The organism is Neptuniibacter sp. 1_MG-2023 (assembly GCF_030547185.1).
Classification (GTDB): domain Bacteria; phylum Pseudomonadota; class Gammaproteobacteria; order Pseudomonadales; family Balneatricaceae; genus Neptuniibacter.
The window spans coordinates 33,548-46,583 of the sequence record NZ_JAUOQR010000011.1 but is presented as its reverse complement, the minus strand read 5'-3'; the positions used below and the strand labels follow the sequence as shown (position 1 = coordinate 46,583).

At 42.6% G+C, this 13,036-nt stretch carries 14 protein-coding genes; 13 read left to right on the top strand and 1 reads right to left on the bottom strand.

Going from position 1 to position 13,036, the window contains the following annotated elements; genetic code table 11:
* The first annotated feature begins 188 nt into the window (after positions 1 to 188).
* The 5 genes from Q4492_RS12465 to Q4492_RS12445 all read left to right on the top strand — a co-directional run bounded on the left by Q4492_RS12465 (position 189) and on the right by Q4492_RS12445 (position 4,644).
* Complete coding sequence (locus Q4492_RS12465; RefSeq protein WP_303418391.1) at positions 189 to 1,172, top strand: tripartite tricarboxylate transporter substrate binding protein; 984 nt, start codon at positions 189 to 191, stop codon at positions 1,170 to 1,172.
* Positions 1,173 to 1,351: 179 nt separating this feature from the next.
* Positions 1,352 to 1,825 carry a tripartite tricarboxylate transporter TctB family protein gene (locus tag Q4492_RS12460; RefSeq protein WP_303418388.1) on the top strand — a complete coding sequence of 158 codons (474 nt, stop codon included), beginning with the start codon at positions 1,352 to 1,354 and terminating at the stop codon, positions 1,823 to 1,825.
* Positions 1,826 to 1,829: 4 nt separating this feature from the next.
* Positions 1,830 to 3,371 carry a tripartite tricarboxylate transporter permease gene (locus tag Q4492_RS12455; RefSeq protein ID WP_303418386.1) on the top strand — a complete coding sequence of 514 codons (1,542 nt, stop codon included), beginning with the start codon at positions 1,830 to 1,832 and terminating at the stop codon, positions 3,369 to 3,371.
* 264 nt (positions 3,372 to 3,635) lie between these two features.
* Complete coding sequence (locus Q4492_RS12450) at positions 3,636 to 4,220, top strand: uracil-DNA glycosylase family protein (RefSeq protein WP_303418384.1); 585 nt, start codon at positions 3,636 to 3,638, stop codon at positions 4,218 to 4,220.
* Positions 4,221 to 4,299: 79 nt separating this feature from the next.
* Complete coding sequence (locus Q4492_RS12445) at positions 4,300 to 4,644, top strand: 5-carboxymethyl-2-hydroxymuconate Delta-isomerase (protein ID WP_303418382.1); 345 nt, start codon at positions 4,300 to 4,302, stop codon at positions 4,642 to 4,644.
* Positions 4,645 to 4,708: 64 nt separating this feature from the next.
* Here Q4492_RS12445 and Q4492_RS12440 read toward each other — a convergent pair whose 3' ends face one another.
* On the bottom strand, positions 4,709 to 6,418 hold the full coding sequence (locus tag Q4492_RS12440) for a diguanylate cyclase (RefSeq protein WP_303418380.1): 1,710 nt from the start codon (positions 6,416 to 6,418) through the stop codon (positions 4,709 to 4,711).
* Positions 6,419 to 6,672: 254 nt separating this feature from the next.
* On the opposite strand from Q4492_RS12440, the gene Q4492_RS12435 reads away from it, so the two are divergent.
* The 8 genes from Q4492_RS12435 (at position 6,673) to Q4492_RS12400 (ending at position 12,963) form a co-directional block, all read left to right on the top strand.
* Positions 6,673 to 7,215 (top strand): HD domain-containing protein, encoded by a 543-nt coding sequence (locus Q4492_RS12435; RefSeq protein WP_303418378.1) that lies wholly within the window; start codon positions 6,673 to 6,675, stop codon positions 7,213 to 7,215.
* A gap of 114 nt (positions 7,216 to 7,329) precedes the next feature.
* The gene (locus Q4492_RS12430) at positions 7,330 to 7,593 is read left to right on the top strand and encodes an RNA-binding protein (protein WP_303418376.1); all 264 of its coding nucleotides are present in this window, start codon (positions 7,330 to 7,332) and stop codon (positions 7,591 to 7,593) included.
* A 68-nt stretch (positions 7,594 to 7,661) separates the two neighbouring features.
* A complete protein-coding gene (locus Q4492_RS12425; protein WP_303418374.1) occupies positions 7,662 to 9,113 on the top strand; it encodes an NAD(P)/FAD-dependent oxidoreductase in 1,452 nt (483 codons plus the stop codon).
* A gap of 177 nt (positions 9,114 to 9,290) precedes the next feature.
* Positions 9,291 to 9,797, top strand: a complete 507-nt coding sequence (locus Q4492_RS12420) for a hypothetical protein (RefSeq protein WP_303418372.1) — start codon at positions 9,291 to 9,293, stop codon at positions 9,795 to 9,797.
* A gap of 135 nt (positions 9,798 to 9,932) precedes the next feature.
* A complete protein-coding gene (locus Q4492_RS12415) occupies positions 9,933 to 10,925 on the top strand; it encodes an alpha/beta fold hydrolase (RefSeq protein ID WP_303418370.1) in 993 nt (330 codons plus the stop codon).
* A gap of 97 nt (positions 10,926 to 11,022) precedes the next feature.
* Positions 11,023 to 11,364: a hypothetical protein gene (locus Q4492_RS12410; RefSeq protein WP_303418368.1), complete on the top strand. Its 342-nt coding sequence runs from the start codon at positions 11,023 to 11,025 to the stop codon at positions 11,362 to 11,364.
* A gap of 357 nt (positions 11,365 to 11,721) precedes the next feature.
* Positions 11,722 to 12,219, top strand: coding sequence for a DUF2202 domain-containing protein (locus Q4492_RS12405; protein WP_303418366.1), 498 nt, complete (start codon positions 11,722 to 11,724; stop codon positions 12,217 to 12,219).
* Between the two features lie 9 nt (positions 12,220 to 12,228).
* Complete coding sequence (locus tag Q4492_RS12400; RefSeq protein WP_303418364.1) at positions 12,229 to 12,963, top strand: ZIP family metal transporter; 735 nt, start codon at positions 12,229 to 12,231, stop codon at positions 12,961 to 12,963.
* Positions 12,964 to 13,036 lie beyond the last annotated feature (73 nt).

Sequence of the window (13,036 nt, the reverse complement as noted above, 5' to 3'; positions counted from 1 at the left end):
CGGAGCTTTTCTCTTTTTTCCCGTGCTTAGATAGTAATCAATCTGCTTTAGCTTGGCTCGTGAACATTATGAACAAAATATTTTTTATGTCTTAAAAAGCCTTTAAATCCATAAACTTTATTAAAAAGTAACAGGAAACTATTGTGGATCGCACTATAAAAATGAGCGTTAACGAGCGAGGAATCACAATGTTTGGTAAAACGGCGAATAAGAAAACCTTAATAGCGGCGGTGTTAACTACCTGTTTGACTGCAGGCGCATCCTTTCATGTAGCAGCTATGGAGTCGATCCACTTTTTGGTACCCGGTGGTGCCGGGGGTGGTTGGGATGGTACCGCGCGAGGCGTTGGTGAGGCGTTGAGTAAAGCGGGTTTAGTCGACAGCATCTCTTATGAAAATATGTCAGGTGGCGGTGGCGGTAAAGCGATTGCCCATCTTATTGAAACAGCTAATCAGAAGCATGACACACTTATGGTGAACTCGACTCCAATTGTGATTCGTTCACTGTCTAAGGTGTTTCCTCAATCATTCCGAGACTTAACACCAATTGCTGCAACTGTAGGCGATTTTGGTGCTTTTGTTGTCAGGAAGGATTCTAAATACAACAGTTTTAACGATGTAGTGGCTGAATTTAACGAGAAGCCTCGTTCTGTGAAAATTGGGGGTGGCTCAGCCCGTGGCAGCATGGATCATTTAGTTGCTGCTATGGCTTTTAAAGCGTCTGGTGGTGATGCTCGCCAAGTACGTTATGTGGCTTATGATGCGGGTGGTAAGGCGATGGCCGGTCTGCTTTCTGGTGAAATATCTATTCTATCTACCGGTTTTAGTGAAGCCTTAACCTTAGCCGATTCGGGTGAAATTCGGATCTTGGTAATGACAGGTGAAGAGCGTAATGAAGCAGCTCCAGATGTGCCGACACTTAAAGAGCTAGGTTATGACGCTAGCTTTGTTAATTGGCGTGGTTTCTTTGCGGCGCCTGGTATCAGTGATACAGAAAAAGCGGAGTTTGTGACGACTCTGAAAAAAATGTATGACACTGATGCTTGGGAAAATGTACGTGCCCGTAATGGTTGGGTTGAGCTTTTTAAACCTGATGATGAGTTCGTTACTTTTTTAGAGCAGCAAGAAAAAGAGGTGGGTGCTCTGATGCGCGAATTAGGTTTTCTTAAGTAAAACCTAAAAGCTTGGATCATATAAGCAGGCCAAGTGAGACCAGCGCTTGTGTCTGCTATAGGGAATATTTCTTAGCTCTTCTCCGGGTCAGGTAATCTCTACGGGTAGCAGATTATCATTGTTGAAAGCCCGGAGCTTTTTGTTTTATCCGACAGAGTGCCTCTGTCTGGGAGTCTTTTATGATGTTAACTAAAGACCATATTGGTGGTTTGGTATTTCTCTGCCTATCGGTTCTTTACGGCTATTATGCCGGCAGTATAGATATGTTGCCGGGGGATGAGTTTGAACCCTTCACGGCACGCACTGTACCTTATGCATTAGCGATCTTAGGCGCTGTATTATCAGTGGGATTGTTACTTACGGCAAAACGATCCGTCGAAAATCGTTTGAGCCTTAATGGCTATGACTTTGCTTTGGTAGCCAAATTGTTGCTGTTGATTGTTTGCTTTGGTCTTGCACTGGAGTGGACCGGTTTTATGTTGGCGACCATGCTGTTTTTGATAGCTGGCTTCTGGATGTTGGGTGAGCGGCGCATCAAAATGTTGTTGCTAGTGTCGGTCCCATTTGCGGTGAGTATTTGGTTTATCTTGGCCAAATTGCTGGATATCTATCTGGCACCTGGTCAGTTGTATATGCAAATTTTTGGAGGCTAAGGCGATGTTAGACGGAATTTTTACCGGGCTATCCACAGCGGTTATGCCTTTTAATTTAATGATGGTGGTTGTCGGCTGTTTTGCGGGCACCTTTATCGGTATGCTGCCAGGCTTAGGTCCTATCTCTGCCGTGGCTTTAATGATCCCGATTACCTATGGTTTGGATCCTTCATCGGGCATTATCCTGATGGCGGGGGTCTACTATGGTGCGGTATTCGGTGGTTCTACCTCCTCTATACTTATTAACGCGCCGGGTTGTGCCAGTACGGTAGTGACTGCATTTGATGGTTACCCTTTAGCACAGAAAAATCAGGCAGGTAAAGCGTTGGCGTTGGCGGCGTATTCCTCTTTTTCAGGGGGGACTATAGGGGCACTTGCGCTACTCTTTGCGGCACCGGCGTTAGCAAAAGTTTCCCTTAGTTTTCAATCGACCGACTATTTTGCCTTGATGATTTTGGGGCTTACTGCTGTCGCCGCTTTTTCAGGTAAAGGGCAGGTGATTAAAGCACTGATAATGACAGTGTTTGGCTTGATGATTGCGACGGTAGGTACAGATACAATGTCCGGCGCGACCCGTTTTACTTTTGGTAGTCTTGATCTAATTGATGGTATTAGCTTCTTATTGTTAGCGATGGCGACATTTGCGTTGACGGAAGTGATCATGACGGTCTTAAAAGGCGAACATCGGAAGGAGGAACAGCAGGTCGATATGAGTAAACTGGGCAGTATGAAGCTCAGTAAAGAGGAGATAAAAGAGGTTGCTCCCACAATTGCTCGTTCATCCGTATTTGGTTTTCTGGTCGGGGTTTTACCGGGTGCGGGTGCTACCATAGCGTCATTTTTAGCTTATGGCCTAGAGCGTAACTTAGCTTCGGTAAAAGAAAAATTGAAGTTTGGTAAGGGCTCTTTACGGGGCGTAGCAGCGCCAGAATCGGCTAATAATGCGGCTTCCACGGGCTCTTTTGTACCGTTGCTGACGTTAGGGATTCCTGGTTCAGGCACTACCGCAATTATGCTGGGGGCGTTGATCGCTTATGGTATTCAGCCGGGACCACGGTTGTTTTTGGATAACCCTGATGTTTTCTGGTCAGTCATTATCTCAATGTATTTCGGTAATTTGGTCTTGTTGGTTCTTAACCTGCCGCTGATTCCGTATATTTCTAAATTATTGATTATCCCTCGGCCAATTTTGATACCCATGATCTTGTTCTTCTCCATTACAGGGGTTTATCTGGTCAGCTTTAATACCTTCGATATTCATATGATGGTGGTTATTACGCTTATTGCGCTCTTCCTTAAATTACTAGAGTTTCCGATGGCACCTATGCTATTAGGTTATATTCTAGGTGGGTTGATGGAAACGAATCTAAGCCGAGCATTAATGATCTCTGATGGTAGTTTGGCATTCCTATGGGAGCGGCCGCTTACACTGGCGATCATCTCTGTGGCGTTGATTGTACTGATTGTTCCACCTGTGTTTGATCTGTTCCGCAACCGTAAAAATGCTCGTGGTCCAGAAGCTGCTATCAATGAAGGGGAGGGATGAGCGCTTTTCTGAAGGTATTCTAACGCCTAGTTTAGCGGTGGCTGCTGTTTAGAGAGGACTGGCTGACGTAATGGACATGTTTAAGTATGCGCTACTAGAAATCGCTACTTAAAAAGCTAAAAGCCCGGCTATTATGTCGGGCTTTTTTGTTTTCTCAATAGATAATATCCCACCGGTTTTTTTTAAAGGTTCGCTTACGCGCTGCCCCAGCTGGATTGAGTGTTAGACTGAGTGTAGCAAGGCATTATATTTAGGAGGGGCTGTATGACTTTATTTACATCGTTGTTAGATGAGGTTCGTGCCTGCACACGCTGCGCAGAGAATCTGCCTTATGAGCCGAAGCCTATTTTACAGATAGATCCTCAGGCGAAAATATTGATAGTGGGGCAAGCGCCGGGCAGAAAAGCCCATGAAGCAGGTATACCTTTTGACGATGCAAGTGGTGATCGGCTACGTGATTGGATGGGTATATCGCGGGAGCTGTTTTATGATCCTAAATGCGTAGCTATTTTACCTATGGGTTTCTGCTTTCCGGGTACGGGAAAATCCGGAGATCTTCCGCCGCGCCCCGAATGTGCGCCCGCTTGGCGTGACTTGCTTTTGGCTCACCTGACTCAGCTTGAACTTACGTTGGTTGTGGGGCAATACGCGCAAGCTTATCATTTTAGCGGGAAATCATTATCACTTACGGAGCGGGAGCGAGCGTGGAAAACCTATTGGCCTGAGGTTGTTCCTCTTCCTCACCCAAGCCCACGAAATAATATTTGGCTTAGGCGAAATCCTTGGTTTGAAACCGAGCTACTTCCTAGTCTGCAACAACGGGTATCTGAAGTCCTTAAATTAGATTAAATCAGTTCATCAATTCTACGCCTAAGGCATTAAAGCGCTGGGTTAGTGTTTGAAGCGTAAATAGAGAGAAGGAAAGCTAATGCCGCATTTTTTAGTAGATTGTTCTGAAAGTATTTTTATATTGCACTCTGAAGAAGAGATTATTGAGCAAGTACACTCGGCTGCACAGTCGACAGAGTTGTTTAATGAAAATGATATAAAAGTAAGGGTTAATGCGTATAAAAAATACTCTACAGGGAATAAAATCGAAGATTTTATCCATGTTTTTTCCCATATAATGGAAGGCAGAAGCGATGAGCAAAAATCTAATTTATCTCGCAAAATAGTTGAAGGCTTAGCCGCTTTGTTTCCTGCGGTACCTAATGTTGGAGCTAATGTTGTCGAGCTAGAAAAGGCCAATTACTTCAATAGAAATATGCTTTAAGCTTCATGAAATATTAGCTCAGTGTGGTACAAAAAGTGGATAAAGCTAGGTTCGAGCTGCGCTATCATTCTGCAAATAGTTGGGACTGATTTCGGCCATTATCTTTAGCTCTATACAGCGCTTTATCTGCTTGATCAATTGTGTTTTGTAAATTAGGTTTATCAAGGTTTATTTCTGCAACACCCACACTAATTGTAAAGTTAATTAATTGGTTTTTATCGATTGTAATGGATGAGTTTTCTAGTGCTTTTCGAATACGTTCAACGACATTATAGCTCTCTTTTAATGAAGTTCCGGGCATAAGAATTACAAACTCTTCGCCGCCATAACGAGCTAATATATCTTCATTGCGGCATTGTCCCTTGATCATATTGGCAACAGATTTAATCGCTTTATCACCTAGGGCGTGCCCATAAGTGTCATTGATTTTTTTAAAGTGATCTATGTCGATAATCGCAATGGAGGCAGGTTGTCGTGAGAGTTTTATTTTTTCTAACAGATGATTGGCAGCGATATTAAAATGACGACGATTAAATAGCTTAGTTAATGGATCAGTGGAGGCCAATATTTGGAGGTCGATTTGGTTGGCTTTTAAGCTTTCAATGGTGCGAATACGGTAGGCAATAATCAGCGAGAGTACCAGTGCTTCGAGCATTATACCAATGCCAACACCGTGGCTATTAATGTAATTGAACTCTAGGGAACCTTTATAAAACAAGACGGCTAAAGTGCTAAATATGACAAACAGCCCGTGACCTAATAAAAAGAAAAGGGCAAGGGGGTGTTTTCGAATAAGCATTGAAATAGTGACTGACAGTGTGATCGCCATCATGATAGAGGCTAGAGTAGTAGCGTTCTTGAGGGAGCCTACAATATCAATTAAGCCATAGAAAAAATCACCTATTAATAAACTAAGGGTCGCCAATAACGCCCAGTGTTCAATAGGGTAGTTTTTCTTGGTTTCAAAAATTGTCATCATGAATAGAAGTAAGAATATAGGTATGCCCCCTAAGGCTAAATGTCCTTGAAAAGTACTTGAACCGTAGGCTTCAAACAGGTCTGCGAAGAGTCCATAGGAGAGTGCGATCCAATAGCCGCCACACACGAGATAACAGGCATAAAAAAGATGCTCTTTTAAACGGGATGAAAAGAACAATAAAAAGTTATAAATAATAAGCGCCAGCAACATGCCTACGAGTAGAGCAATGTCTGTAAACTGGCTTAGTAAGGCCCTTTTTGATTGATTCTTGTCATATAGGTTCAATGCGAGCCATTGGTGTGAATAGACAAGGTTTTTGATATAGATAGTTTTGTGTTGCTGTGGTTGTAATGCGATCTCAAATACAGCGCTGCCTCGATACATCCAGTGAAGTGTTTCTTTATCATCTAAACGAAGCTGGCGTTCACGGATCAACTTTCCATCAACTACTTCATAAAGTTCAACCGCCTTGTTGTGATAAGCGTAGGGATGATGAAGATAAATATTTGTTGCCGTGCTGTTGGCATTTTCAAGGTTGATTTTAAGCCAAGCCGTCCTTTTGTTTGTACCTAATGAAACGCGGTTTTCTGTTGTTTGAAAAGTTTGCTGTTTTACTTTTTCAAAAGGCATTTTCTCTGTCGTATCGACAAAGTAGCCTATTTTAAACTGTTCAAGTTTTACTGAATCGCCTTGAATAAGTTGTACAGGAATAGAAGCAAAAGTCGTATTGGGGAGCAACCAAAAGCATAGAAACAGCAACGTAAAAATAAATGAGCTAATGCGAGAGCTTGTCATTAATCGTCTTCTATAACTGGGAAATGTACAGTTGTTTTAAGATAGTAGGCGTTAATCCTAACCGATTATGAAGGAAAAAGTACAATTACCGGCTTTATGGTCGGTTATCTAAGCAAAAGCAATGCCCGAGGCTTATTCAATAAGGTGTATACTCGGCTTACTGTTATAAAGAAGCAGTCAACGCGTTGAGAAAACCCGCTTAGTTCTTCCACGACGTTGTATAAGAATACGAGTTTAGTATAAAGGACGGTTTAATGAGTTTGTGGAATCAAGATAGGTACATTAAAGCATGGAACTACGCTTCTGTAGCGCATAATGGGCAACAGATTCCCGGCAAAGAGATAGCTTATATTAATCACATTGGTCTTGTTGCCATGGAAGCGATGGCTGCCGTGGCTCATGAGCCTATTGAGCAGCCAGATCTATTAGTCGTTTGTGCTTTATTGCATGACACTATTGAAGACACAGAGACCTCATTTGCTGATATTGAAGCAGCCTTTGGCCTTGATGTCGCTAAGGGCGTTATGGCGCTCTCTAAAGATAAAACGCTTCCCACTAAAGAGGCGCAAATGAGTGATAGTTTGAACCGGATCAGAAAAGAGCCTAAAGAGATTTGGATGGTTAAACTGTCGGATCGAATTACTAATCTGCAAGCACCGCCCCAGCATTGGAGTAAAGAGAAAATAGCCAAGTACAAAAATGAAGCCATGGTTATTTTAGAGGCTTTAGGGGAGGCTAATCGCTATTTAGCTGACAGGTTAAGTTTGAAGATAAAAGAATACCAACAATATGAATAAGTTAGCGTAGGAGGTCACTTCTGTGTTTGTTAGCGGGGGTTAATTAACACCGCTCAGTGTCCATATAAATAAACGGCGTCTACCTTTAACGAATAACCCTTGATCGGAATAGATATGAAATTATTAGTACGTAACTTAGATCGTTTAACCACTGAAGATGAACTAAAGAGCTTGTTTCAAGAGTTCGGTGCGGTCCAATCCTGTAACTTAGTTATTGATAGCGATGGCGGTACATCCAAAGGTTTTGCTTTTGTTGAGATGCCAAAGCCGGGCGAAGCAAAAGCCGCTATGAGTAACTTGAACAACAAAACGGTAGGGCACAATAGAATACGTGTTAAAAAAGCAGAAGATAAAAAGGCTGAAGTTAAAAAGGGATAGTCCCTCATTCTCTTATCTCTGATAACCGAGCAGTTAACATCACATTCACTATATAAGACGTTTACACAGTGGAAAACGAAGAGAGTAGCTGGACGGTTTGTCTGGAATGTCAGGGACGCGGTAAGCGACGCCGACGGCTACGTAAAAAAGTACGGCTAAGTTACCAAAGGGCGTTGGATGCGTTTGAAAAAACGAATGCTGAACCGTCGATGGCGCCTGTTCGTCCTAAAGGCCATCTTGAAGACTGCGTAAACTGTGGTGGTTCAGGGTTACTGCCTTCTGCTCATCCCCCCTCGGTCGATAGTGAAAACTATCCGCACCTTGCCATCATTGGTGGCGGTATCGGCGGTGTTGCGCTAGCAGTGGCCTGCCTACAGCGTGGGATTCCATTTACCCTTTATGAACGTGATAACTGCTTTGATGCTCGATCTCAGGGATATGGGCTTACCTTGCAACAAGCGAGTAAAGCGATTGAAGGGCTAGGGCTGTTTTCTTTAAACGAGGGTGTAGTTTCCACACGACACTTAGTTCATACGACCACAGGAAAAGTGGTAGGTGAATGGGGGATAAGAAAGTGGATGGAATTTACTACACATAAATCGCCAAAACGGACCAATATTCATATTGCACGACAATCATTACGTTTAGCGTTGCTGGATCAGCTCGGTAGCCACGATGTGGTGCAGTGGGGGCATCAGCTAGTCGATGTTCAAACGTTTGAGGATGAAAAGGTTAACCTGAGTTTTAACGTCGGTGGATCGATGAAACAGGTTCAAGCTGACCTTGTCGTTGGTGCGGATGGTATTCGCAGTGCCGTACGTCAGTTAATCATGGATGAAGAGGTTACGCCTTTACGTTACCTTGGCTGTATTGTCATTTTAGGTATTTGCCCTTTAGCTGATCTAAATGGTCTTGAGTCTGGGCTACTTGATGGGGCTACAGTATTTCAAACGGCTAATGGTAATGAGCGGATCTACATGATGCCCTATGATTCAGAGTCAGTGATGTGGCAGCTTAGCTTCCCAATGTCTGAAGCGGAGGCTAAAGCGTTGAGTGAACAAGGTGCACAAGCGCTTAAAGATGAAGCATGTCGCAGAACACAGTGGCATAAACCTATACCTCAGATTTTAGCTGCAACCCAACCATCACTGGTTTCGGGCTATCCCGTGTATGACCGAGCACTGCTAACCCCCGAGCGGCTGGCGGAAGCGGGGCAGGCAACACTGATTGGCGATGCCGCTCATCCGATGAGCCCATTTAAAGGTCAAGGTGCTAATCAAGCCTTATTGGATGCTTTGGCGCTGGCTCGAGGTATAGCAAAAGGTTGTAGACCTTTATCTAAATGGCGAGAGGTGGGGATAAGAGAAAGCGTGCTAACTGAGTTTGAAACGGAAATGTTGGCGCGCAGTGGCATCAAAGTCAAAGGGTCTGCTGAGGCCGCAGAATTCCTGCATTCTGATGTTGTATTGCATGAAGGGGATGAGCCAAGAGGACGCTGTCTCAAAAAATCAGAGACCTGAAAGGTTGAGGTAGGCTGAACGCAGAGCATTCTGCTTAGTTCGTTGTTCTGTGAGCCTAATCAAGGTATTAAGCGAACTACTTAAGCTAGGCTATGACCCATTATTGATAGTGGGCTTAGGTAACGATGCTTGTCGGTACATATACCTACGGATATGGATCTTAATAGGGAGTTTTAAATGCAAACCAAGATAGTCGCATGTGCTTTTTTAGTGATGATGAATCAATCTATCGCGGGGGAGCCTGATCTGTGTACTGATCTAGAAGAGGTTTATTTCTCGTGTGCGAGTGATAATAAAGTGATCTCTCTATGTTTAACTAAAGGGTTTAGTCCAACCGTCGGTGAGTTAACTTATCGCTATGGAGATAAAGATCATCTTGAATTGGTATTTGCATCTAATTACGCTGATCTGAATGCTAACTATCAATTAGGCGTTTTATCTTACGCTAAAGGGAGTACCTCAGAACTTTCTTTTACGCGGGGGGATTTAACTTATACGGTGCATCAAGATCTGCATGTTTTTCGGCCAAACAGTTCAGGTGTTTTTGTCGAACAACAGGGTAAGCACGTCGAATATAAAAAGTGTGATCATCCCCATCAGGAGCAGAGACTTGGTTTATTTGATTTGAAGGAGATAGGCTTAGTTACCGGAGAAGCACGAGGTATAGGTACACTCGGGGACTAGCCCGCTTTATTGTAAAAACCTGCGACCTAAACAGATACTGGAAGGCTTGTTGTGTATTGACGAAATAAGGCACAGGAGCAGGGTAGACGCTGTTTTAAATCTTAATGTAGATAACAATATAACCTATGGGGCTGTATGAAAAAATATCTTCTAATCTTCGTTTCTATTTTTGTCTTAACATTACCGGCATTTGCTGCACAAACGGTTATTTATAATAAAGAACTTGATGGGTTTGAATATCCATTTGAGGTCAGCACATTTAAGTTTAACTCTCAAAATCAAACCCTAAAAATGCGTTACATGGATGTGGGGAATAAGGACGCTGAAAAAGTCATTGTTTTACTGCATGGTAAAAACTTTTCTGGTTACTACTGGGAGCGGGTGGCAAAAGACCTTCTAAAGAAAAATTATCGTGTCATTATTCCGGATCAAATTGGTTTTGGTAAATCATCTAAACCTGATTATTACCAATACAGTTTCGGTCAGCTTGGACTCAATACTAAATCTTTGCTCGATAGCTTAGGTATTAAAAAGTTTGATCTTGTTGGTCACTCAATGGGTGGGATGTTAGCCGTTACGTTTGCAGTTAATTATAGTGCTTCAGTTAACAAACTGATTTTGATCAACCCTATTGGTTTAGAAAACTATGGTCAATATGCAGAGTTTAAAGATGTTGATTTCTTCTATAAAAATGAGCTGAATAAGACGCTAGATAAGGCTCGGAACTACCAAAAAAAGAATTACTATGACGGTAAATGGTCCAGTGAATATGAGCAGTTGTTGGTGCCTTTAAAAGGGATGCTGGCAGGGCCGGATTGGAGTCTTATTGCGTGGAATAATGCCTTAACTTATGGCCCTATCTTCTCAGAAAATATAGTGGCTAGGTTGCCACAAATAGAGAATGAAACGTTTTTGATTATCGGAACGAGAGATAAAACAGGGCCGGGTCGGGGCTGGTTGAAAGCGGGCGTTACCTATAAGTTGGGTGAATACCAACAACTGGGAAAACACACTAAAAACATGATTAATGGTGCCACCCTTTTTGAATTGGAAGGACTAGGCCATATGCCGCAATATGAAGACTATAGTGCTTTTATTAATGCCTTCGATAAAGCATTGGAACAATAAATAAGTCGTATCAATAGGTAGTATCTTAAGTGTGCTTTAGCGGATTCGGTTTATGTGTTCGTTGGGCGGCAGTAAACTCTTTATCAGTGGAATCTTTATGGAACGAAGAATTAAATATCTAAAAATAACTCTCTATATCGAGATGGTATTAGGGACTGGCATGGGTGCTTTTATGGCATTATTTTTAGGCACTATGGCTACGGACTCACCCACGTCAACAACCGCTGATTTTGTTATGGGGGCATTGATGGGCTTTAGTCTCTTCGCTATTCCCTTAGTCTTTCTACCTATACTGTCGTTACGAGAGCTAAATAGATTCGCGGAAAAGAGAGTTTCCCTAATAAACTATATTAATAGCGCTATTCTCATCCTCTTTGTTTTTTTCCCGTTAGGGATTTGGCAGATCTACAACCTTGTTAAGCTCAAGTCTGCAGACTAAATAACAGGGTAGTTGTGGACTAAAAGATAAGAATTATTATTTTTCGGGTTCTAAATTTGTTGTCGTACCTTTTGACTTAATCATTAACCTAGTGGTGGTCAGTACGATGGGGCACTCGTTGCTGAAGCGATTCGGATTACTGGGTAGTAGGCACTTCGCTGGGTAATGTATTGGTGGGCAGTGGTTTAAGCCCTTACAGAAACGGAAGGTGGCTTGTTTTTATCATTAACTGCCTATATATTAATATTATCTAATATATCGGTGGTGTGGATGGAAAAGAAAGGGTAAATCTTTATTAAACGATTGCGTTTATACCCTAGATCAATCCCATCTACTCTTGCGAGAGGAGAGGGAGTCATGTCTGAAAAATTAAAGAATGCTTTGGTCGAAGCAATCAATGATGAGTATAAAGCGCGAGCAACTTATCGTGCCGTTATTAATACATTTGGAGAGATACGACCCTTTATTAATATTGTAGAGGCTGAAGGTCGTCATGTTGAGGCTTTGCTACCTTTGTTTGCTAAATACAATATTGCCGTCCCTGAAGATGACTGGGATACACGTATTGAAATACCATCATCGATCCTTGATGCATGTATGTTGGGCGTTGAGGATGAAATTGAAAATGCCGAGATGTATGACAGACTGCTTGAAGCAACGACCGACTACCCTGATGTTCAAGCGGTTTTAAAACGGTTGCAGAGAGCGTCAAAAGAAAACCATCTCCCTGCGTTTCAGCGCTGTGTTGAACGAGGAGGGGCCCAAGGTAAAGGCTTAGGGAATGGAAGAGGTGATGGCAGAGGCAATGGTCGAGGACAAGGACAAGGACAGGGAAGGGGGCGGTGCTCTAAATAGGGGGCGTTAATGGGTAATACATTTTGGACAGCGTTTGCCACGAGTGCCTTGGCAGCGATAGTAACTTCCGTTGGTATCTATACCATACGTAAATATGTCAATTGGGGGCAGCGCAACACTACCTACTTTATGTGTTTTGCCGCGGGTGTACTTATCTCGGCCTCATTTCTTCATATAATTCCTAAAGCTTTATCCATGAACCCTAACAGCGCTATCTATCTGTTAGTTGGGTATTTTGGATTGCATCTATTTAACCGTTTTATCACCGCTTTTGTTTGTCATAAAGATCCTGAAAAAGAGCAGTATGGGATTGGACTTGTTCCTATGATAGGGATTGGTTTCCATTCGTTTATTGATGGATTTATTTACTCTATTGTTTTTACAGTGAGTATTTTTACTGGCTTTCTCGCAACAGCAGGTATGGTTTTACATGAGTTTCCGGAAGGAATAATCACATATCTTTTATTAATCCGAGGAGGCTTTAGTGATCGCAAAGCAATGATGCTTGCTTTATTGGCAGCTGCGCTTACTACGCCTTTGGGAATGCTAGTTTCATACCCATTTATAAGTGAGATCAATGAACCTATTTTAGGAGCTCTGCTATCCTTATCAGCAGGTGCGCTAATTTATGTAGGTGCTACACATCTCTTACCTAGGGCAGAGCAAGAGCATAAAAAGTATAGTTTTGTTGCATTAGGTGGTGGTGTGCTGGTGGCAATAATAATCGTTTTATCAAAGGCTTAATTTGATTGCTAATAAGCATCAATTGAGGGGTCTAAGAATAGGTTCAGTATGACCTTAGCTGTGTTGTGGTCAC

What these genes read in the sequence shown, in the direction of transcription:
- Q4492_RS12455 (WP_303418386.1), top strand. Translation starts at nt 1,830, where the DNA reads ATGTTAGACGGAATTTTTACCGGGCTATCCACAGCGGTTATGCCTTTT.
- Q4492_RS12465 (WP_303418391.1), top strand. Translation starts at nt 189, where the DNA reads ATGTTTGGTAAAACGGCGAATAAGAAAACCTTAATAGCGGCGGTGTTA.
- Q4492_RS12405 (WP_303418366.1), top strand. Translation starts at nt 11,722, where the DNA reads ATGTCTGAAAAATTAAAGAATGCTTTGGTCGAAGCAATCAATGATGAG.
- Q4492_RS12440 (WP_303418380.1), bottom strand. Translation starts at nt 6,418, where the DNA reads ATGACAAGCTCTCGCATTAGCTCATTTATTTTTACGTTGCTGTTTCTA.
- Q4492_RS12445 (WP_303418382.1), top strand. Translation starts at nt 4,300, where the DNA reads ATGCCGCATTTTTTAGTAGATTGTTCTGAAAGTATTTTTATATTGCAC.
- Q4492_RS12400 (WP_303418364.1), top strand. Translation starts at nt 12,229, where the DNA reads ATGGGTAATACATTTTGGACAGCGTTTGCCACGAGTGCCTTGGCAGCG.
- Q4492_RS12460 (WP_303418388.1), top strand. Translation starts at nt 1,352, where the DNA reads ATGATGTTAACTAAAGACCATATTGGTGGTTTGGTATTTCTCTGCCTA.
- Q4492_RS12415 (WP_303418370.1), top strand. Translation starts at nt 9,933, where the DNA reads ATGAAAAAATATCTTCTAATCTTCGTTTCTATTTTTGTCTTAACATTA.
- Q4492_RS12435 (WP_303418378.1), top strand. Translation starts at nt 6,673, where the DNA reads ATGAGTTTGTGGAATCAAGATAGGTACATTAAAGCATGGAACTACGCT.
- Q4492_RS12420 (WP_303418372.1), top strand. Translation starts at nt 9,291, where the DNA reads ATGCAAACCAAGATAGTCGCATGTGCTTTTTTAGTGATGATGAATCAA.
- Q4492_RS12410 (WP_303418368.1), top strand. Translation starts at nt 11,023, where the DNA reads ATGGAACGAAGAATTAAATATCTAAAAATAACTCTCTATATCGAGATG.
- Q4492_RS12450 (WP_303418384.1), top strand. Translation starts at nt 3,636, where the DNA reads ATGACTTTATTTACATCGTTGTTAGATGAGGTTCGTGCCTGCACACGC.
- Q4492_RS12430 (WP_303418376.1), top strand. Translation starts at nt 7,330, where the DNA reads ATGAAATTATTAGTACGTAACTTAGATCGTTTAACCACTGAAGATGAA.